Annotated in this window: 16 protein-coding genes; 10 read left to right on the forward strand and 6 right to left on the reverse strand. The window is 54.4% G+C overall.

Features of this window, described 5'->3' with window-relative positions; translation table 11 throughout:
* Positions 1–242: 242 nt before the first annotated feature.
* On the reverse strand, positions 243–1,247 hold the full coding sequence (gene ppk2 / locus ABWV33_RS14845) for a polyphosphate kinase 2 (protein ID WP_113823303.1): 1,005 nt from the start codon (positions 1,245–1,247) through the stop codon (positions 243–245).
* A gap of 289 nt (positions 1,248–1,536) precedes the next feature.
* Here ppk2 and ABWV33_RS14850 point away from each other — a divergent pair, with 289 nt between their 5' ends.
* The 3 genes from ABWV33_RS14850 (at position 1,537) to ABWV33_RS14860 (ending at position 4,393) form a co-directional block, all read left to right on the forward strand.
* A complete protein-coding gene (locus ABWV33_RS14850; protein ID WP_353331831.1) occupies positions 1,537–2,826 on the forward strand; it encodes an alpha/beta hydrolase family protein in 1,290 nt (429 codons plus the stop codon).
* Positions 2,827–2,895: 69 nt separating this feature from the next.
* Positions 2,896–3,768, forward strand: coding sequence for an alpha/beta fold hydrolase (locus tag ABWV33_RS14855; protein ID WP_353331833.1), 873 nt, complete (start codon positions 2,896–2,898; stop codon positions 3,766–3,768).
* A 13-nt stretch (positions 3,769–3,781) separates the two neighbouring features.
* Positions 3,782–4,393, forward strand: a complete 612-nt coding sequence (locus ABWV33_RS14860; protein WP_353331835.1) for a glutathione S-transferase family protein — start codon at positions 3,782–3,784, stop codon at positions 4,391–4,393.
* Positions 4,394–4,528: 135 nt separating this feature from the next.
* Here the strand turns inward: ABWV33_RS14860 and ABWV33_RS14865 are convergent, their stop codons facing one another.
* Positions 4,529–5,320 carry a class I SAM-dependent methyltransferase gene (locus ABWV33_RS14865; RefSeq protein WP_353331837.1) on the reverse strand — a complete coding sequence of 264 codons (792 nt, stop codon included), beginning with the start codon at positions 5,318–5,320 and terminating at the stop codon, positions 4,529–4,531.
* Between the two features lie 662 nt (positions 5,321–5,982).
* On the opposite strand from ABWV33_RS14865, the gene ABWV33_RS14870 reads away from it, so the two are divergent.
* The 3 genes from ABWV33_RS14870 to ABWV33_RS14880 all read left to right on the forward strand — a co-directional run bounded on the left by ABWV33_RS14870 (position 5,983) and on the right by ABWV33_RS14880 (position 8,567).
* A complete protein-coding gene (locus tag ABWV33_RS14870; RefSeq protein WP_353331839.1) occupies positions 5,983–6,618 on the forward strand; it encodes a DUF1007 family protein in 636 nt (211 codons plus the stop codon).
* 1 nt (position 6,619) lies between these two features.
* Positions 6,620–7,534: a nickel/cobalt transporter gene (locus tag ABWV33_RS14875; RefSeq protein ID WP_353331841.1), complete on the forward strand. Its 915-nt coding sequence runs from the start codon at positions 6,620–6,622 to the stop codon at positions 7,532–7,534.
* A gap of 541 nt (positions 7,535–8,075) precedes the next feature.
* Positions 8,076–8,567: a hypothetical protein gene (locus ABWV33_RS14880; RefSeq protein ID WP_353331843.1), complete on the forward strand. Its 492-nt coding sequence runs from the start codon at positions 8,076–8,078 to the stop codon at positions 8,565–8,567.
* Between the two features lie 60 nt (positions 8,568–8,627).
* Here ABWV33_RS14880 and ABWV33_RS14885 read toward each other — a convergent pair whose 3' ends face one another.
* Both ABWV33_RS14885 and ABWV33_RS14890 read right to left on the reverse strand, forming a co-directional pair.
* Positions 8,628–9,902, reverse strand: coding sequence for an MFS transporter (locus tag ABWV33_RS14885; RefSeq protein WP_353331845.1), 1,275 nt, complete (start codon positions 9,900–9,902; stop codon positions 8,628–8,630).
* Positions 9,903–11,177: 1,275 nt separating this feature from the next.
* Positions 11,178–11,786: a carboxymuconolactone decarboxylase family protein gene (locus tag ABWV33_RS14890; protein WP_353331847.1), complete on the reverse strand. Its 609-nt coding sequence runs from the start codon at positions 11,784–11,786 to the stop codon at positions 11,178–11,180.
* A gap of 157 nt (positions 11,787–11,943) precedes the next feature.
* Between ABWV33_RS14890 and ABWV33_RS14895 the strand changes: the two genes are divergently transcribed.
* Positions 11,944–12,360, forward strand: coding sequence for a VOC family protein (locus ABWV33_RS14895; protein WP_113823292.1), 417 nt, complete (start codon positions 11,944–11,946; stop codon positions 12,358–12,360).
* A gap of 752 nt (positions 12,361–13,112) precedes the next feature.
* Here ABWV33_RS14895 and ABWV33_RS14900 read toward each other — a convergent pair.
* Both ABWV33_RS14900 and ABWV33_RS14905 read right to left on the reverse strand, forming a co-directional pair.
* Positions 13,113–14,330 (reverse strand): HlyD family secretion protein, encoded by a 1,218-nt coding sequence (locus ABWV33_RS14900; protein ID WP_113823291.1) that lies wholly within the window; start codon positions 14,328–14,330, stop codon positions 13,113–13,115.
* Entirely contained in the window at positions 14,327–14,707 is a 381-nt protein-coding gene (locus ABWV33_RS14905; protein WP_164619133.1) for a hypothetical protein, read from the reverse strand. The genes ABWV33_RS14900 and ABWV33_RS14905 overlap by 4 nt, the downstream gene beginning before the upstream one ends.
* 406 nt (positions 14,708–15,113) lie before the next feature.
* Between ABWV33_RS14905 and ABWV33_RS14910 the strand changes: the two genes are divergently transcribed.
* The 3 genes from ABWV33_RS14910 to ABWV33_RS14920 all read left to right on the forward strand — a co-directional run bounded on the left by ABWV33_RS14910 (position 15,114) and on the right by ABWV33_RS14920 (position 18,998).
* Positions 15,114–16,121: a helix-turn-helix domain-containing protein gene (locus ABWV33_RS14910; protein WP_353331850.1), complete on the forward strand. Its 1,008-nt coding sequence runs from the start codon at positions 15,114–15,116 to the stop codon at positions 16,119–16,121.
* Between the two features lie 261 nt (positions 16,122–16,382).
* The gene (locus ABWV33_RS14915; RefSeq protein WP_353331852.1) at positions 16,383–16,679 is read left to right on the forward strand and encodes a hypothetical protein; all 297 of its coding nucleotides are present in this window, start codon (positions 16,383–16,385) and stop codon (positions 16,677–16,679) included.
* A gap of 669 nt (positions 16,680–17,348) precedes the next feature.
* Positions 17,349–18,998: an arylsulfatase gene (locus ABWV33_RS14920; RefSeq protein ID WP_353331854.1), complete on the forward strand. Its 1,650-nt coding sequence runs from the start codon at positions 17,349–17,351 to the stop codon at positions 18,996–18,998.
* The last annotated feature ends 87 nt before the right edge of the window (positions 18,999–19,085 follow it).

Raw genomic sequence — 19,085 nt, forward strand, 5'->3', positions numbered from 1 at the left:
AACAGGCTTAGGGCGGAGTTTCGCCTCATACAAGAGGCGACTATTAAGTTTCAAAATGACACGTCGAAAAATTCAACCCAACGACACAAAGCAACAGAAAAACGTCACCGATTGGCTGTTCACTAGGGGATTGAAATCAATACATGCGCAGATGCCGCGTTCGGGCGCATATGGCATCTGCGCAACGCAGGCGAACACCGCTCACCTACGCATTCTTCATCCTGATAGATCAGAACATGCGCTTACTTCGTCCGCCCATCCGGGTGCAAAGCTGTACCCAGTATATGTTCCGAGCGATGGATCACATGATGCGCCTGACCAACGATCAACGGATCAGGTTCGCCCACTACATCCAGATCTTTATCCGGATAATCAATGGTCGACAGGAAATGGCGCATACAGTTTAGGCGTGCGCGTTTCTTATCATTGGATTTGATGATCGTCCAAGGTGCATCAGCTGTGTCGGTGTAAAAGAACATCGCCTCTTTGGCTTCGGTATAATCATCCCACTTGCCCAACGACGCCTTATCAATAGGGCTCAGTTTCCACTGTTTCAACGGATCTGTCTCACGCGATTTGAACCGGCGCAGCTGCTCTTCGCGCGTGACCGAGAACCAGTATTTGTAGCAGCGGATGCCCGAACGCACCAACATCCGTTCCAGATCGGGCGTCTGGCGCATAAATTCCAGGTACTCGTTGGGAGCGCAGAAATTCATCACCCGTTCCACACCGGCCCGGTTGTACCAAGAGCGGTCATAAAACACCATTTCGCCCTCGGTGGGCAGCTCACGCACATAGCGCTGGAAATACCACTGGCCCTTTTCCTCTTCGCTGGGTTTGTTCAACGCCACCACGCGTGCAGCACGGGGGTTCAGGTGTTCCATGAACCGCTTGATCGTGCCACCCTTACCCGCCGCATCGCGCCCCTCAAACAGCAAGATGAACCGTTCGCCGGTTTCCTGCGCCCAATGCTGAACCTTCAGCAACTCTGCCTGCAACCGCGCCTTTTCCGCTTCGTACTTACGACGGGGCATCTTGCGCGAATACGGATACCGCCCCGTTTCAAACGCCTGCCGCACGCGCTCGGCGTTTGGAACGGCGGCCTTGCCTTTGGGCGTGGCTTGCGTGTCGCCTTTGTCATTTGCAGGAATCGGTGCGGCCTGTGTCTCTACGGCTGCCTCCTTTGCAGCCTCTTCTTTTGAGGTAGAAACCAGCGCAATTTTGTCGGCGTTGGGGGCTGTTGCCATAGGGTCGTCTCCTGTCCGTTTTTGATTTGAGCGCATCCTACCCCACCCCGCGAAGGCTCACTTTGATCCCGGTCAACAAATTCTGACTTTTACAATCATCAACATAAGTGTCGATGATGTGGACATTAGTGAAATTCCATGAGGTGACGGAGGGTCACTGCAGTGTTTCATTTCAATGCACCGTCTACCCTGCTTCACTCGGACCTGAACCAGTACCCAGCAAATCCGCCGCCCTCATACCTCAGAGACAATCTGTCGGGCGATCAATTCAAGCGTTAAGGAGCCAATCATGAAAACCACTTTCACTGCTGCCGCTGTCGTCGCGAGCTTGACCGCAACCGGTGTCGCCGCCGAAAACCGGATTGATCGCGTGCGCCCTGATGCCCCCGAACTGGCGCCTTACGGAGCTTTGCCCATCGGCGTGCAGACCCTACAATTCACCAATCCCGGCCAAATCGATATCCTCAACACTACGGCAGACGCCGCGCCGCTTTATGATCGCCCCCTCACGGTCGAGGTCTGGTATCCAGCAGTTGATGGAACAGAACAGGGCGGCACCTATCAGGCCAACCTGCGCGATGGGCAAACCGAGGTAACGCTGCATGGCCGCGCCGCACGCGACGCGACGCCCGTCAGCGATACAACCTACCCCCTGATTGTGATCAGCCACGGCTACCCTGGCAATCGATTTCTGATGTCCCATCTGGGTGAAAACCTCGCTTCCAAGGGATACGTCACCGTCTCTATCGACCACACCGACAGCATCTATTCCGATCAAGCCGCGTTTGGGTCCACCTTATTGAACCGCCCCATCGACCAGCGGTTCGTCATTGACCAGATGGAGTCCCTTGGCGGTCCACTTGGCGCCATCACTGACACCAGCCAAACCGGCGTGATCGGCTATTCCATGGGTGGTTATGGCGCGCTCATCTTTGGCGGTGCGGGTGTTACGCAAGCCTCGACCGAATACAGCTGGGGAACGCCAAATGGGCTTCTCGCCAAACATCTCGCCGGATCCGACAGCCACGCAGCACTTGTTGATGATCGGGTCAAGGCGATCATTGCGATAGGGCCTTGGGGCATGAACACCGGTTTTTGGGACACAACCGGGCTGGCGGGTTTTGAAAAACCGCTGATGCTTATGGCGGGTGGCGCGGATGATGTGTCGGTCTACGCCGCAATGCGTCAGATCTTTGCAGGCACCATAGGCACCGACCGTCACCTGTTGACTTTTGAAGGCGCAAATCACAATGCCGCCGCCCCCATGCCAGCCCCAATCGAAAGCTGGGAACCGGTCGAAACGCTCGATTTCATTCCGTTCGACCACTACGCTGATGCCGTGTGGGACACAAACCGGATGAACAACATCACTCAACACTTTGCCACCGCCTTCATGGACCAACACCTCAAGGTTGACGGAAACAAAGCCGCCTATTTTGATTTGGTAACCCGCGCCGCTGATGGAGTTGTCGCTGTGGATGATGCAGGCAAAGAAACCGATGACCACACCCATTGGAAAGGTTTTGCGGCCCGCACAGGCCAAGGCCTCACATTCGAAACCCTGACGAAGGGTAACTGAACCCTCAAAGTTCCCTTTTCACATTGGGGCTGCTTGAGTGTATTTAGTCAGCCCTAAGGGAGCCCACGGATGCAAACCAAAACCATCGCCCTGAACGGGCAGGATTTCTTTGTCAGAACCTGGGGTGAACCTGACCTATCGCCCCTGCTAATGCTGCACGGCTTTCCCGAATACGGTGGGGCTTGGGCAGATCTGGCCCCCTATCTGCAAGACAGGTTTCATTGCATTGCCCCAGATCAACGGGGCTATGGCCAAAGCTGGGCGCCCGATGGGGTCAAGAACTATTCCACCGCTGCGCTGGTGTCCGACATGGTCGCCCTGATCGACCGGTTTGACGCCCCGGTCACAGTGATGGGCCACGACTGGGGCGCGGCTGTTGCATATGGGCTGGCGATGTTCCAACCGCATCTGGTCAGCCGCCTGATCATCGCCAACGGGGTGCACCCGGTGCCGTTCCAACGCGAAATGGCCGCGGGTGGCGCGCAATCCGCCGCCTCGCAATACATCCACACCCTGCGCCGCGACGACGCCGCCGAGATCTTTTCGGCCAATGATTATAAGAACCTCGAACGTTTCTTTCGCCATCACGTGGGCACCGATTGGATTGATGCCGCAACACTGGCTCGCTACAAAACAGAATGGGCGCGTCCCGGTCGCCTGAACGGCATGTTGAACTGGTACCGCGCCTCGCCGCTGCGTGTTGCCGCGCCGGGCGAACCGCTCACCGATCTGCCCAACCTGCCGCTGGATAAGCTGCACGTACCCCAACCCCATCTGCTAATTTGGGGCGATGACGACAAGGCACTGCTGCCTGAATCCACCAATGGGCTCGAAGACTTTGCCCCCGACCTGACCCGCGTCACGATTCCCGGTGCAGACCACTGGCTCTGCCATCAACAACCCCAAGCCGTTGCCGACGCAATCCGCAACTGGCACCCGTAACCGGAGCGCCCCCATGATCAAAGTTCACCACCTCAACCAATCCCGGTCCCTGCGTATCCTTTGGCTGCTAGAAGAACTCGGTGTGCCCTACGAGGTGATCGCCTATCAGCGCGACGCCAAAACCCGACTGGCACCGCCCGACTTGATCGCTATGCACCCGCTGGGAAAATCCCCCATGATCGAAATGGATGGCCAGCTGATCACCGAATCCGCCGCTATCGTTGAACTGATCTGCGCCGCGCATGGGCCACAGATGATCCCGCCCCTCGGCACACCAGAATACATCCGCCACTTAGAGCTGATGCACTTCGCCGAAGGGTCGGTGATGACTCCAATCCTGCTCAACCTCTATGTCGGGCTACTGGGCGAGGCCGGTGCCCCCCTGCACCCCCGCATCCAACAGGAACTGACTAGCCACTTTGCCTATATGGAAAGCCTGCTGCGTCCCTCGGGCCACTTTGTGCTGGATAACCTGTCCGCAGCCGACATCATGCTCAGCTTTCCTGCCGGTGTCGTCGCGCGTCTGGGCCGCGACGCGGAATTTCCGAAGCTAGCCGCCTTTACCCAAGCCATCCAAGCCCGCCCCGCTTTTCAACGTGCCCTGAAATCAGGGGGCGAGGCCTGACTGCAAATACATGGCGCGTGTAAAGTTATGCACGCGCTATAATATTGCGTGCAGCCCAAGGACTACTCCATGCAGTGAACGGCACCACTGAGTCCAAAGTACCGGGACATAAGCTTCCACGCCCAAAAAACCGGATTACTTTATCCCCGTCACGACATTGACGACATCTGGATACACAAGCTGGTCACCAGCGATATTGCCTCTCAATGCATCGGCGACGTCAGCAATAAGTTCCTCTTTCTTTTCATCAGGAAGATTGTGAAATGAGCTAGCGATTGGCATCGATCCAAGGTGTAGCGGGACGAACTTTGCAGCCAAGGGAACTTTGATCAACAATTCTTGGCGTACAACAGCAACATTACGAAATCCGGCTTCCGAAAATCTCGCAATCAACCTTTCTGCTGAAGGTGTTTCCCTTTGACTGCGTTGCTTCCTCGCAATTTCAGGGGAAATGAATTTCTCCACAGCGGAGCAAATAGCTTTGGTGTAGGCACTGTGCCCATCCCATATAGACATTGCGATGCGCCCCGATGGGACAAGAACGCGATAGAATTCAGCTAGCGCAGCAGGTTGGTCAGGAAAGTAGTGGTAGCCATGCTGGGGTATGACCGCATTGACACTGTGCTCCGAAAGCCCCGTCTCAATGACATCGCTTTCGATCCATGTAATATCCATGTCAGCAGCCAGTTCACGGGCCTTCGCAAGCATCCCTCCATTGATGTCCAACCCAATCACTCGCCCATCACTGCCGACATCCCGCTTAGCTATTCGGGTCGTCACGCCGGTCCCACAAGCAACATCGAGAACGGTTTCGCCGGCTTTCAAAGAAACAAATGTCAGAAGGGCCTCTGCCCAACGTCCGAACCATAGCGGTACCATTATATTTTCATATATTTCTGGTGCATTGCCAGAGAGTTGAAATGACATAAACCCTTTCCCCTTTTTCCCAACCTCGCTGCCCCCTTGGTGCAGTAAGAGGCCTCACTTACAAGGCTAAGCTGCGGGATCATCCACCGTCAACTTTGCCCGCTTTTACAGACTCTGATGTCGAGTTTTGGCGACATGTCCGATCAACGGAAAAGAGAATGAGTGTTCCAATTGAGAACTTTGATCTTTTGAGACACGATCTTCATTTTGTTATGTCCACGATCATATCAATCCTCGATCGTTTGGGCGCTCGTAACCTACGCGGTCTCCAACGCACCTGCGGTCAGTTTGTGAAACGTGCTGCCACATCAGGATGTGGGACGAGAAGATCCCACATACAGGTGGATTCTTTTGCACAAATAGCTTGAAGGGATTGCAAGATTTGCAGCGGGTGACAAATTTCTTCATTGGTATGGTTCTAGAAGCCGACCTTACTGTTTTATAAACGGACGCAAACGACATCCCACATTGTTGCCCTTGATCCTACTAATTCCCTGAGCATCCCTACCAAACTTGTCTAATGTCCGCTTCGATCCACAACCGTTCGATAGAGATATCCGAAGTGCACAAGATCCGAACGCTGGGGCCAACGAACAAAGCAATTTCTCTTCCATATGGGTCATTGCTTGATCAGGACAAAGCAGCACCCTACAGAATAGGGCATGAAACAATTTCTACCCATTCTTGTTGCTATCGCGCTGGGTCCCAGCGGAGTAAGCGCGCACCCGCATATTTTTGTCGACACCGCTTTGAAGGTGCTCGTCACGGATGACGGACAGCTTGAGGCCGTAGAAGTGACTTGGGCTTATGATGAGTTTTACTCCCTTCTAATCTTTGAGGATCTGGGGTTGGACGCGGATTTTGATGGGGAGCTGACATCGGAAGAGTTGGCAAAGCTACAGGGTTTTGATCTACAGTGGAGCGAAGGCTTTGACGGTGATATTTACTTGACGCAGGGCGGAAAAGCGTTGGCGTTGAATGGTGCCGAACATCTGATGACAAACGTTTCAGGCGGACAGATCACCACCCGCCATCGTAGAACGCTGCTCGAGCCGTCTTTAGCAAACGGAGTGGTTTTCAAGGCTTATGACCCCACCTATTATACTGCATATACTTTGAACCAGGGTTTGGAAGTTACAGGTGGCTGCACGGGAGAGACAACCCCACCAGATCTGATTGCTGCCTATGATAAAGTAGAAGAGCTGCTGTACGCGACGCCTGTGGACCAGACTGAGAATGCTTATCCTGAAGTTGGTGAAGCATTTGCTGATACCGTGCGGCTGAGTTGCGGAGAGTAAGATGCGCAAAAGTGCATTCCTGCTAGCAGCAGCAGTTTTGGTGGTCGCTGTTTGGCTTTGGGTTTTTGGAGGGGCCGAGGCAGTCCTTGCTTGGGCAGCAGAAGGGCAGCGCAATGTGCAAAACGCCATGGCAAGGGGCTTGCGAGCGCTTCGCAACGGAGAGCCGGGAGCGCTTGCGGCGCTGCTTGCCTTGTGTTTTTCCTATGGTTTTTTTCACGCAGCAGGGCCCGGGCACGGCAAGCTGGTGATCGGAGGCTATGGTTTGGGTAAACCTGTGCCGTTACTAAGGCTGGCCGGGTTGTCGCTGGCGGCATCGTTGGCGCAGGCGGCAATGGCTGTTCTGCTTGTCGTGGGCGGGCTACTGCTGTTGGATTGGAGCAGGGAACAGCTAACCAGCGCGGCGGACGACGTACTGGCGCCCCTGTCATACGGATTGATCGCGCTTGTTGGTCTGTGGCTGTTGATCCGAGGCCTTCGGCGGTTGTTTCTCAGTCGGCATAGCCTGCCCCATGATCATAGCCATGAAAGCCTCGACGCGCATCATACCGAAAATTGCCCGACCTGCGGGCACCGGCATGGGCCGACGGCAGAGGAAGCAGCAGAGATGTCTTCAATCCGGGATGCGCTTGCGATTGTTGGTGCAGTGGCGATCCGGCCTTGTACGGGAGCCGTGTTTTTGCTGCTTCTCACATGGCGTATGGACATCCTGTGGGCAGGGGTTGCCGGTGCTTTCGCCATGGGATTGGGCACGGCCTTGCTCACTGTTGTTGTTGCAGTGGCAGCGGTCACAATCCGCAAAGGCACACTGATGCAATGGCAGGGTCCGGGCGCAGTGCGAGCAGCTGCGACGCTGGAGATCCTTGCAGGCACAATGGTTGCTGTTCTTGCTGGCCAGATTTTTCTGCGGTCGCTGTAATTCGCGCTTCGTCTTCTTGAGCCCCTTTAGGGATTCAAGAAAAAGATGAGGCCGGTTGCCGTTATACCGTTGCCACTTCTTTGACTGTACCCCCCTGACCGTGCCAACTCATTTCTTTTTTACTTTGCATTCAGGAAAAGTGACCTTTGCTGAACCACCCGTCAGCACCCCGAACAAAAAGGCGACAAACGCTCGCAACTTAGTCACCGGATCCTACCGCGAAAAATGTCAGGGGCTTTCTAGATCAGAGGCAGTCTCGTTAGATCAAAGCACAAATTACGAGCCTCCAATTGCTACCTAACAATCGTCTTCACGGGTCCTGACTTGTTTCGGACGGGAACCGCGCAATCAAATGATCTTCTCTATATCACCTAATTGGGGGACGGCTTCCTAACCACCAACCGGACATCACCACCCAAAGCCGCATGTTACAAAACCGGGTTCCTCTCTCACCATCTCGCGAGAACCCCGTCACAGAATTGATATCGTGCCTAAATGCAGGCTTACAGTTCACCAGACACGTAATTGATGAGGCCCAAAAATGAGCACGTCTTCCCGCACCTTTCCGCCGCTGAACGTCCAGACCTTGGGGTTAATGTTCATCTCAGGCTTCTTCGCCAGCAACGCTTTTGATCTCTGGGGACAGATGATCAGCCCGGCATTGGGCTTTGCCAACCTGTCGCCCCACGGGCTTGCGCGCAGCCTGCTTTCAACGCTTGGCCTGCCCTCGGGTGACTTTGCAGGCTACTTTGTCCACTTCTACCTTGTTGGCCTGATAGGCTACCCGGTGGGTTGGTTGTTCATTTTTGAACCCATTTGGACCCGTGTGATGGGCAACACCCACTGGTTCCTGCCCTCCGCGATCTACGGGTTTGGTCTCTGGGTTTTTGCCATTGGTGGCATCACCACCTTTGCGGGCTTGCCCTTTTTCCTGAACTTCACAGGTATCACATGGGTCGCACTGGTCGGCCACGTACTCTACGGCATCGTGATGGTTGCAGTCATGCGCCTGATCACTCGCAAAGCCGCTTGATCCGCCCCTAAACGATATTGCTCAAGGGCACTCGCCAATGCCCTAGAGCACCCCCACGTTTTAAACGTCAACCGTGGCGGCGCCAAAGCCACGCCCCAACGGGCCCCAGGCAAACAGCGTCAAGGCCACCGCCCCAATCGCCGCCACCACAAACGGCATCCCCAACGCAAGCTCGCGGGACATGATGTTTTCGGCCAAACTGACAATCACCCCCGACAGGATCAGCCCAACAGGCATCATCCCCCAGGCCAACAGCCGATAAATACTGTTGACCCGTCCCAACAACACATTCGGAATTGTGCGCTGACGATAGGACACCGACACAGTGTTCCACACCAGCCCAGTAAATTCGAACGCTGCCAGCACACAAGCCAATGCAATCCCATTCGGTGCCAGCGGTATCGCGATGAACGCCACGCCCGAGGCCAACGTCATCCACTGCGCCGCCGCTCCCGGCCCCATCTTCTGAACAATCCGGTCCGCCACAAAGCCCCCCAGAATGCCGCCAATGGCCCCGGCGGCCAGGATCAACCCATAACCGGTGGCCCCCAGTCCCAAGTTTTCCTGCACATGTAGAATTAGGGCAATCACAACCATCTGATGCAACAGGTTCCACACCCCGGTCAGCCCCGCCAACAATCGCAACAACGGTGCACCGCGCAGATAATCCACTCCTTGCTTCAGCTCATCACGCCAATGCCCCGCTTCGGTGCGGTCCGGCATAAACTGACCGCGTACGCTCAGCATCAGGAGTGTCGCCAACACAAACACCACCGCGTTCAAAACAAACGGCAGCCAGATCACCGAAGCGATCAAGAACGCACCCAGCACGGGGCCCAACAAAGAATTCCCGACCAGCTCCACACTCCAAAGCCGCCCATTGGCGCGCTCTAGCTGTGCCGCAGGCACCATCGCCGGCAACATCGTTTGTGCTGCATTATCCCGAAACACCTCGGCAATGCCCACGACCAACGCACAGCCCAACAACGCGCCAAACAGCACCGGCATTGACGTGCCATCCTCAACCGGGGTCGCCAAAGGCTGCGACAGCCAAATCACCAGCCCCGCAGCCCCAAACGCCAAAGCCCGCACAACATCCATCGCCAGAATAAGCCGCCGCCGATCCACCCGGTCCGTCACCACGCCCGCGGGCAGTGCGAACAGAAACCACGGCAGCCGCAACGCCACAGGCATCAATGCAATCAAAAGCGGATCGCGGCTCAGCAACGATGCGATCCACGCCCAAACCACCACCGCAATGCCATCGGCGAGATTGGTCATGCCACTGGCCACAATGAATCGTGGCAGCTGATCAGCTCGAGAAAGGGTCTTCATACTATCACATGCACCTTTGTTAACGTTCAGCGCTTTACTCTGTACTTCCTCAAGTCAACTTGAGATCAATGCCTAAAATCCCCAAAAGACAAATTTTTTGAAGTGTGGTCACACAACGTATTGGTCAGCAATAATGTTGGCACCTCATTGCGGAAGGCTGCGCGATAGACGCAATTGCCACCATAAATTGCAATCCAATGATCCACGAAACAAAGAGCAGACCATTTCACTAGATCAGGTCCTTCGATTGCGTTTATGGCTCCTCTACGCGACAAAGTGCTGATTCTTTTAGGATACTGCACAAATCATTCCAGATGGGGAACCGCGAACCTTGAAGAAAACGTCAGTTGTTCTTCTGGCCTTTGCTGCCCTCATTTTCGCAGGCTTCATACAGCTCAATGATACAAAGCTGTTTGGGGGGGGCGATGACTGTGGGTAAGGCCGCGGTGTTGCTCGTTTGGTCTGCCCCCGCATTACCCGCCGCATCAGTCATCTAAGGATTGCATTGCCAAGCCCCGCATCGCCCGCGCGAATTTGGCCTTTGGCAATTGCGGCTTTGCTGGTTGGGCTGTTTCTCACACTTGTCAGCGCGGCGTTCTCGTCGCCTCACTCTACGCTTTTGTCGATGGCGCATGGTGGTGCTATCTCACTCGCAGTCGCGTCAAGTGTGCTGTGCTTGGCAATCAGGCGCTACGGATCAAAAGGCGCGCGATTGGCCTTCTCGGGGATGGCCCTCTCAGCCACTGCTGCCGCGTGGTCTCTTCTGTCAGTCCCGTCAGTCGTATTTCAGGCCAACCGCATTTCTGCGGGCTATCCTCTTTGCATTTCGCACCACGGCCCGTCGTCGGACGTCAGCTCTATCTGGGACTTGCGAGGGTTTTCTAGGATTCGGGATACAAATCGACGTCCGGCTGGTATTTTCACGGCATCCTAATCGTGGTTGGCAACGATGGGCGTCAGTATTTCAACTGGTCGCCTCGTCGCTTTCGGTTTGACCAAATTGAACCCCCGAACGATTTATCGCACCCTTGCGAAGCCTCTGTGAGCCATCTTCTGCCTTTTGGTCTGAATTTTGAACAACACGAGGGCCCTAATTTCACAACAAAGCGTTTCTTCCTCAACACGTATGTGGCGCTGTTAGGACCCCTTAAGCCCTCATTCAGGTGGTCTTCGCAATCGACGACCGGCTACACAACTCAGCCCCCGCGCATGTGCGCAACCACCAACCCTCTCCGAGCCCGTGATTGCGCAGGTGTTGCCCTTCAGGCCCAATCTTTACTTGTGGCCCCAGTCATCGGGATCATCCGAGTTGTTCGGTGACAGGCCCAAAACGTCCCCCTTGGTCGAACACCCCAACCCCAGAACCGTCCGGTTCGCATAAGAGAAATAGGCGCACAGCTGGTTGATCTCCAACACCTCGCCATCGTCATAGCCCACGGCCCGCAACGCATTCACATCCGCCTTGACCATCTCCGCCGGGGCCTCGGTCAACTTGCGCCCATAGAACAACGCCGCCACCTGCGCATCGTCCAAGGGCACATCCGTCAGATCGCGCGCCTCCAACGCTGCCCGGATCGCCAGCCCCCGCGCTTCGTCGCCCAGCTCGCGCTGCATCCCCTGAAAATGATGCTCGACACAATAGGCACAGCCGTTCAGCGAACTGACCCACACGCCAAGGGTTTCCAGAAACCACTTGGGCAGCGTATTGCCGGTATGATGCAGCACGTTCTTGTACAGAACCATGTGCCCTTCCATCGTGTGGGGACGCAAACTGTGCGACATCATGATGTTATCAACGTTGTTATCCGGCCCCGTGACCCGCTGATACAACTTCTTCAGCTTTCCCGTCGCCTCTTCAAATGGCACCGTTTTAATCCAGACCATAAGGTCTCCTCCCCGAATACTGACTGCACATTCCCGCACCCTAGCCACAAACACCCATCGCTGCGAGACCCAAAAAACCCTCTCTAATTGCGCTGCTGCGGCGGGTGACCTACCCTCACACAATCACCGCCCAACGCCCCAATACAGGAGCCCTCGCATGATTGCTTACGTCACCGTCGGAGCCGATGACATCCCCCGCGCCAAACTGTTCTATTCGGCCTTCCTGCCCGCCTTGAACTACACCCTATCCGAAGGCCCGGAGGGGCTCAGCTACGCCCTGCCCGTGCCCGCAGGCCAAACGCCCACCCTGCCCGATTTCTATGTGAAACCCACCTTTGACGGATGCCCCGCTTCTGCCGGTAACGGCGCTATGGTCGCGTTCGAGGCAACAGACCAAGGCCAAGTCCGTACTCTCCACGCCGCCGCCCTCACGGCCGGCGGTTCAGACGAAGGCCAACCCGGCTTCCGCCCCGCCTACGGAGCAACCTTCTACGTCAGCTACCTGCGCGATCCCCAAGGCAACAAAATCGCTCTCTTCTCCAGTAACCCCACCGACCCCAGCCGGGACCCCTAACACGGGGACTCTGCCTGAAAGGCACGCGGAGGTTGCAAGCAGGCAAATCAACAAGAGCACTTGCACTTTGACCGGCTGATGCCAGTCCAAAGCAGGCCTTGCCATCAGCCCTAGGAGGGGTTGGCATGCAGGGCTTAACGGCCGTTTACTTGTTGTCTATGAATGGCAGTTCTCATTCTCTGGAGACTCAACCTTGGCCCGGGCTCGTCGACGACTGACCGAGCATTAGCCACCCGTCCGGGGTCAGGGTACCATTCATTTCGCGGACGATCTCACCTTAGCCAAGATTGGAACTGAAATTCGGGTTGAGTAACTGTCTCCAACCTCCAAAGCGCCCAATCACAATGCTAAATAACGCGACAAGAATGCGAAATCGACTTCCATAGCTATGAGCAATGCAAAACCTGCCCAACCTAGCAGCGCTAGACAAAATTAAACCACGTGCCCATTGCTATCGCGAATATGCTATTTGATCAGTCATAGTTACAACTTAGTTCAAGCCTTCAAGCTATTGAAGTCAGTCTTCCAACTATCCCTTTTCAAGGGCGCCCACGGATTTCGCCTCGACGGAGTCAACGCGGGGGACAAAGGCAGTTATTCAGTTGCTCTGCAGGGGAGGTGAACCGCGATGGGTTCGATGACATTTTCATTGGTCCGGAGAGTGCCGACCCAAACTGGCAAGACAGCGTAAGAGTGAGCTGTGAGGTGCTTGGCGCGGCAACCGGATTGGTCGCCGCGCTGTCTTTGACAAATCAAGCGTGTCCACCACCGATCAAGCCGATCCCAGCGGTCAGACCCAGCCATGCTTTTATCCGGAGCCCAACCGCCTTGATGATACCCATAGCTTCGATCGCATGAGCGACCACTGAGCCCTCCATCTCGCCATTGAGACCACCGTTGTAGGATTGAACAATGCAGCCACTTCCGGGAACCAGAAGTGCCCGGTGCTCTGGGTAGACAAGGTCAAGATGTACGACGACTTGACCACGTTTTGCCTTCTCACTGGGTTCGATCAAGCGTCCGCTCGGCGCCAGTTGCCCTGACGAGATTGGTTCTTGAATGCGTACGATCCTTGCGGGCAAAATTGTGTTTCGCATCGATATGTTAAAATTGCTTTCACATGCCACTTCAGCAGCCATACCTTCATACAATTCAGTGCGCGAAACCTGCGAAAAACCAGCCACAATACGACCACGGACTTCATCATTTCTATCAGGAATGATGAGCATGGAAGGGCTCATTGCCGCTTGCGCTGCCCGAGAACCGATATTCAGCGTGACTTGTTCAATGGTTCCGTCGACAAAACTATGTGTTACGGTTTTCCCCAATTCCACCTCAGCCTGCTTCAATGACGCACGTGCAGAGGCAAGTTGCGCTGGAATGATGGCATTTGCTTGGACTTGAGCTACGCCCAACTGTGTTTCCGCCGCTTCGACCTCGGCTGTGCGAGTGTCTAGCGTCGCCTGAGCCCGCTCAAGTTGGCTTACTTGAAATGCTGCGGATCCTTTAGCTTGCAGTGAGCGATGATCCATTAAACTAAGTTCAGCTTGTTCCATCAGGGTCACCGCTGCATCGAGAACGGCTTCGGCAGTTGCGACTTGAAGCTTTGCCGCGAGCTTGGCACTTTCGATTTCTTCGACTTTGCGGGATGCGAACTCAACCGCGGCTTGTTCCGATGCGTTCTCAACAGCAAACAATGGATCACCAGACTTTACACGGTCGCCCCCTTTGACAAACACCTGTGTGACGGTACCACCGCTCTCAGCGACAACAGGAACCGTGCGAAATGGCACGAGACCCGTATAGGATTTTGGATAGTAGTAGAAGACTGCAAAGAACACTGCCAAAGCCAAAATAAACCACAGAACAACTGCTCTATGTACATTGTAAAGGGTTATGGGCATGCCGCGCCAACGCAAATAGATCACGCGCAGAACAAAAGGGAAGGAAGTGACAAGGATCTCGATCATCTTACTGCCTCCTCATCCAACGGACGCCACCACAACATGAAATCACGTGCAATTGCGGTCAAAAGTAAGGCTCCGGGTAGCAAAATGCTAAAGTGGCCAAGCGCAGGCATCAGTTCGTAAGCCAGTGCTACGGTCAACATTACGGGAATAGTTGTGCGTAGAGGCGTACCAGTTGCCTTGTGTTCGGTGTAGCGGTCAAACCGGGCGTAGAGATGGGCGACCAGCAGTATAATCAAGAAAAAGATGATCAGCCCAACCCATGCATAGTCATCAGTCTGACCAGGTGCGACCCACCAACGGGGATCGCCCCCGGCGGCAATTGCAGGAGTTGAGATGAAGCCGAATAAAGGCGTCATCCATAACACTGGAAGTTTCATTTGTTTGGTTCCTATAAAGATATGGCAGTTGGGCTACATGGAGAGTTTTCGAACTTTGATGGCAGCTGTTGACGCGTTACTGAGACGTATTGAGCGTAGGCTTCTTAGTTTTGTACGGTGGGTCCCATCGTTGTTCCCCCCGCGTTTTCTCACCAAGAGTTAGTGCGTGTCGTTTGGTGACTTCGTCACCCGACCGTTCAGTTCTACCGGACGATTGGATTGCCTTAAGGAGACGGTAATATCTTGCGAAGTAGAACATTGGTCTTTTCCTTTTTGATAATCAGGAACTAACCGCGACCACCTTCGCGATCATTAGGGTTCTGGACATTTCTTGTTGGGTTTTGGACAATAGATTCATCCGGTTTTTTTAGAAAAGGTAACGGGCCAATCAAAGGAGGGCCGAATAATGCCACGTGTCAGTGCAAGCAGGTTGCAGCATGTCGGTCGCATTTTTGCACAAGAACCGGCGTCGCGTGTTTCCTTCCCTGAACTTCTTAAAATGGCAGGTACATCTGCCGAAGCTATCGAGGGGCCGGACGCAAGGGTAGAATTGCTTCACGAAGCGGGTGTGATTGAGACCGCTTGCCATGCCCTTGAGGACAAGACATTCGCCGCTCGTGTTGGTCTTGGCGCGCGAGGGCCTGGTACACTTGTGACATATATCGTTCGAGCATCTGAAACGATTGGAAGTGCAATTACCCTGACCCAACGCTTCTACGCGATGATCGACCCGGACCTCAGGTTGGACGTAATTGAGCATTCAGATGCACAATGGATCACGCTTGATAGCAACGTGATCCCAGCGCACCAATATCCCCGGCATCGCGAAATGTTACTATTTGGCCTTTACAATCGCATCCAGCAATTTACGTCCGGTGAACTTGGTCCAATATCGATTGAGCTGGAAACAGATGACACCGATCATTGTGCGTTGCTGTCGACACTCGCGGGGTGCGATGTCGAAGGGTTTAAATCAGGCTATGCCTTACGTTTGCCGCCCAACAGTACGAGCTTTCCAATCCCCACGGCTGACCCGGTATTATTAGGTCACTTGCACAAACATGGAGAAGAACAGTTAAAGTCACAACCTGATACGCTTAAAAGCCTTTCTGACAAGATTGTAGACCTGCTTGGAAAGCGCCTTCCAGGCCCCATCCCTCATGGTGATGAAATTGCCGGGGTACTTGGCTTGACGCGCCGTACGATGACGCGTCACCTTTCTGCAGAAGGGACGAGTTTCAAAGCGCTTCTGGATGGTGTCCTATGCGACCTATCAAAACGTATGCTTCGTGCGGGCGAAGGAGTCGCAAGAGTTGCCTTCATGCTTGGATTTGCTGATCAGGCTGCCTTCTCGGTTGCGTTCAAAAGATGGACCGGAGGCACACCGGCGAGTTTCAGAAGAGCCGGTCGATAATGTCTCGATAGAGATTATTAGAGATACATAATATGTTTCCGAAAATAGATTAGACCGTATTTTCATAGGTCGTCTGCCTTCAATGCGGTCGCTAGTTTTTTTACGGCTTTTGAACCGCAAGACAAGATCTTGGCGTTTTAAAGATGTCCAAGATCAACAAAACCTTGTCTCATCGCCAAAAGAAAGCGGGCGTGAGTTTCACCTAATTCGATAGCACAAGGCAGCCACATTGGTTGCCTGCTAAAAACAAGGATGAATCCAATGAAAAACCTTATTAAAAACGTCTTTATCGCACCCCTCTCAGGAGCAATCTTGATCGCTATGACCGCAACTGCCCAAGCGGATTACGTCGCTGATCAAGCGATAAAAGGTGCGGTCGTCGGCGGCACTGTCGCGGCGGTAAGTGGCGGAAGCGTCGTCGGAGGCGCCGTTGCAGGTGCAACGGTCGGTGCAGCAAATGGCGCGGTCAAACAAAGCAACTTCGAAGATGCGCAAGACCGTGCACAAGACCGTCGTGATGATGTCAAAGATGATCGCCACAACCGCCGCAAAAATTAGAGAAACGAAGAACACACATTCGGCCCAAATGAAATCTGATCAGCTTTAGCTCAAAATCACGTGCAGCGATTACGCTGGCAAAGTTTAGGCTGATCAGGATACATAGAAATTGCACAACTTTTAGCAGGTTGTCATGCGGTTCGGTTTTGGGCCGCAAGAAGCCAACACACACTAGAACCTTTGAAATCATCACATCAAACGCTCTGAACCATCAAGATTGAACCGTTAGTAAAGACCTTTTTCTGACAACCGAGCAAACTTTGCAAAGCCCGCATTCTGTGCAAAGCGGCCATCACATGCGGGCGGCTGCTCCCAGCCCAAAGCGGCCCTTGCCTGCCGACAAGATCGGGCGGATAGCGGATGTTCACTGCGGGATGTGCCAATGTCCATTCTGTCCCGATTAGCTGCTCTACGGAGTGTCAAAATGAACTTTCGCGCATGGCCCGAAACAGACCGCCGACACGGATGGAATACGCATTCAAAAACAAAAATATTTGGAAAGTCTCGAATATACGCTACCCTATTTGAGCGGGTTCTTAGTCGCTTTCCACCTGCACGATTATCTCAGATGAGGCGGCAAAATTGAGGATTCGTGCTTCCAACTGCAACGGCCCTCAGGGCCACGTGAAACGTGAAATCCTGTACCAAAATTGATTTTAGGAGGATAGAATGATCCGAACTACAAAAGCGGTGGCCGCCGCTATGATAGCCTTGTCTTTCCCATTGGCTACTTCGGCTTTGGCTGAGAACTTTGATGCCACAACGCTTTCCACTTACGGAAGTAAGCCCAACATCATCCTGATTGTGTCTGATGACACTGGTTATTGGGACCTTGGCGCCTACCATGGTGGCGCAGCACGCGGCATGGACACGCCCAACCTTGACCAGTTGGCCAAGGCGGGAATGATGTTTACGGATTTCTACGCTCAGTCCTCCTGCACTCCTGGTCGTGCGGCGATGCAAACCGGAAGGTTCCCAAATCGATCTGGTATGACGACTGTGGCCTTTCAGGGGCAGGGCGGTGGCCTCCCAGCCGCAGAATGGACGCTCGCGTCTGTTTTGAAACAGGCTGACTATAACACCTACTTCATGGGAAAATGGCACCTCGGCGAAGCCGACTATGCGATGCCAACCGCACATGGATATGACAAAATGGAGAACACGTTTCTTTATCACTTGAACGCCTACACATATGCGCTGGACGATTGGAACGTACAGATGTCAGATGATCAAAGGGCATTCTACAAGGCGAACACAACGGGTGTCTTCGAAGGGGTCGCTGGAAAAGCTGCTAACGAAGTGCTGAAAATCGAGGACATGAAGACCGCTGATCTGGCGGCTCTGGACAAGGTTGGTGCTGAAAAAGCCGTTGCCGAGCTTGAGCGTCTCGCTGGATTGGACCAACCGTTCTTCATGTCTGTCAACTGGGCTGCGAACCACCAGCCGAACCTCCCGTCGCCCGACTTCGTGGGTAAGTCGGCAGTAAAGAACAAGTACGGTGACAAGGTCGTCGAACTTGATTTTCACACCGGTCAAATCCTCGACAAGGTTGAAGAACTCGGCATCGGGGAAAACACATTGATCGTCTACACTGTCGACAATGGCGCGTGGCAGGATGTGCATCCTGACGCTGGCATGACCCCCTTTCGTGGTACCAAGGGTACCGACCGCGAAGGCGCATATCGCGTGCCCTTCTTCGCCAAATGGACAGGAAAGATCGCACCCAACTCCAAATCGAGCGACATCACAGGTGGCACAGACCTGATGGCCACTTTTGCAAATCTCGCGGGTGTGCCACTGCCCACCGAAGACCGCGAAGGTCAACCGACGATCTTTGACAGCATCGACATGGCGCCAGTCCTGTTCGGCGAGGCCGATCCCCAACGCAACGCATGGGCGTACTTTACCGAGAACGAGCTTTCCCCCGGCGCGGTGCGGGTCAACGAATGGAAGGCCGTTTTCAACATACGTGGTGACAATGGCGCACGTGCCGGTTCCGAAGCGCCTGCTGCTGAGCTGGGATGGCGCGGCGCAGAGGCATACGTTGCGACGGTGCCGCAGGTGTTCAACCTTTGGGAAGATCCTATGGAGCGGTACGACATCTTTATGACCACAGGTCGTGAAAATACCTGGACCATGCCGACATTGATGGGGGAAGTTGAGCGGGTCGTGAAGACCTATATCGAGTACCCACCGCGTCCCGTACAGAGCGAATCCTATTCGGGCCCGATAACTCTCAGCCAGTATCATCGTTTCACTACGGTTCGTGATCAGTTGGAAAAAGACGGCTTCAAGCTGAGCCTGCCAACCGGAAACTAACCAGACTTTGGGGCGGCACTCAGTCGCCCCGACCTCGTGTGACACTGGTTTTCAGCAACCAGAACCTGGCGTCAAGCGCCAGCAGCG

The sequence above is a fragment of the Phaeobacter sp. NW0010-22 genome (genome assembly GCF_040365955.1).
Lineage (GTDB): Bacteria > Pseudomonadota > Alphaproteobacteria > Rhodobacterales > Rhodobacteraceae > OMPR01.

Bases quoted from the DNA above. Each gene is read 5' to 3' on its own strand.
- ppk2 (WP_113823303.1), bottom strand. From the start codon at position 1,247: ATGGCAACAGCCCCCAACGCCGACAAAATTGCGCTGGTTTCTACCTCA.
- ABWV33_RS14850 (WP_353331831.1), top strand. From the start codon at position 1,537: ATGAAAACCACTTTCACTGCTGCCGCTGTCGTCGCGAGCTTGACCGCA.
- ABWV33_RS14855 (WP_353331833.1), top strand. From the start codon at position 2,896: ATGCAAACCAAAACCATCGCCCTGAACGGGCAGGATTTCTTTGTCAGA.
- ABWV33_RS14860 (WP_353331835.1), top strand. From the start codon at position 3,782: ATGATCAAAGTTCACCACCTCAACCAATCCCGGTCCCTGCGTATCCTT.
- ABWV33_RS14865 (WP_353331837.1), bottom strand. From the start codon at position 5,320: ATGTCATTTCAACTCTCTGGCAATGCACCAGAAATATATGAAAATATA.
- ABWV33_RS14870 (WP_353331839.1), top strand. From the start codon at position 5,983: ATGAAACAATTTCTACCCATTCTTGTTGCTATCGCGCTGGGTCCCAGC.
- ABWV33_RS14875 (WP_353331841.1), top strand. From the start codon at position 6,620: ATGCGCAAAAGTGCATTCCTGCTAGCAGCAGCAGTTTTGGTGGTCGCT.
- ABWV33_RS14880 (WP_353331843.1), top strand. From the start codon at position 8,076: ATGAGCACGTCTTCCCGCACCTTTCCGCCGCTGAACGTCCAGACCTTG.
- ABWV33_RS14885 (WP_353331845.1), bottom strand. From the start codon at position 9,902: ATGAAGACCCTTTCTCGAGCTGATCAGCTGCCACGATTCATTGTGGCC.
- ABWV33_RS14890 (WP_353331847.1), bottom strand. From the start codon at position 11,786: ATGGTCTGGATTAAAACGGTGCCATTTGAAGAGGCGACGGGAAAGCTG.
- ABWV33_RS14895 (WP_113823292.1), top strand. From the start codon at position 11,944: ATGATTGCTTACGTCACCGTCGGAGCCGATGACATCCCCCGCGCCAAA.
- ABWV33_RS14900 (WP_113823291.1), bottom strand. From the start codon at position 14,330: ATGATCGAGATCCTTGTCACTTCCTTCCCTTTTGTTCTGCGCGTGATC.
- ABWV33_RS14905 (WP_164619133.1), bottom strand. From the start codon at position 14,707: ATGAAACTTCCAGTGTTATGGATGACGCCTTTATTCGGCTTCATCTCA.
- ABWV33_RS14910 (WP_353331850.1), top strand. From the start codon at position 15,114: ATGCCACGTGTCAGTGCAAGCAGGTTGCAGCATGTCGGTCGCATTTTT.
- ABWV33_RS14915 (WP_353331852.1), top strand. From the start codon at position 16,383: ATGAAAAACCTTATTAAAAACGTCTTTATCGCACCCCTCTCAGGAGCA.
- ABWV33_RS14920 (WP_353331854.1), top strand. From the start codon at position 17,349: ATGATCCGAACTACAAAAGCGGTGGCCGCCGCTATGATAGCCTTGTCT.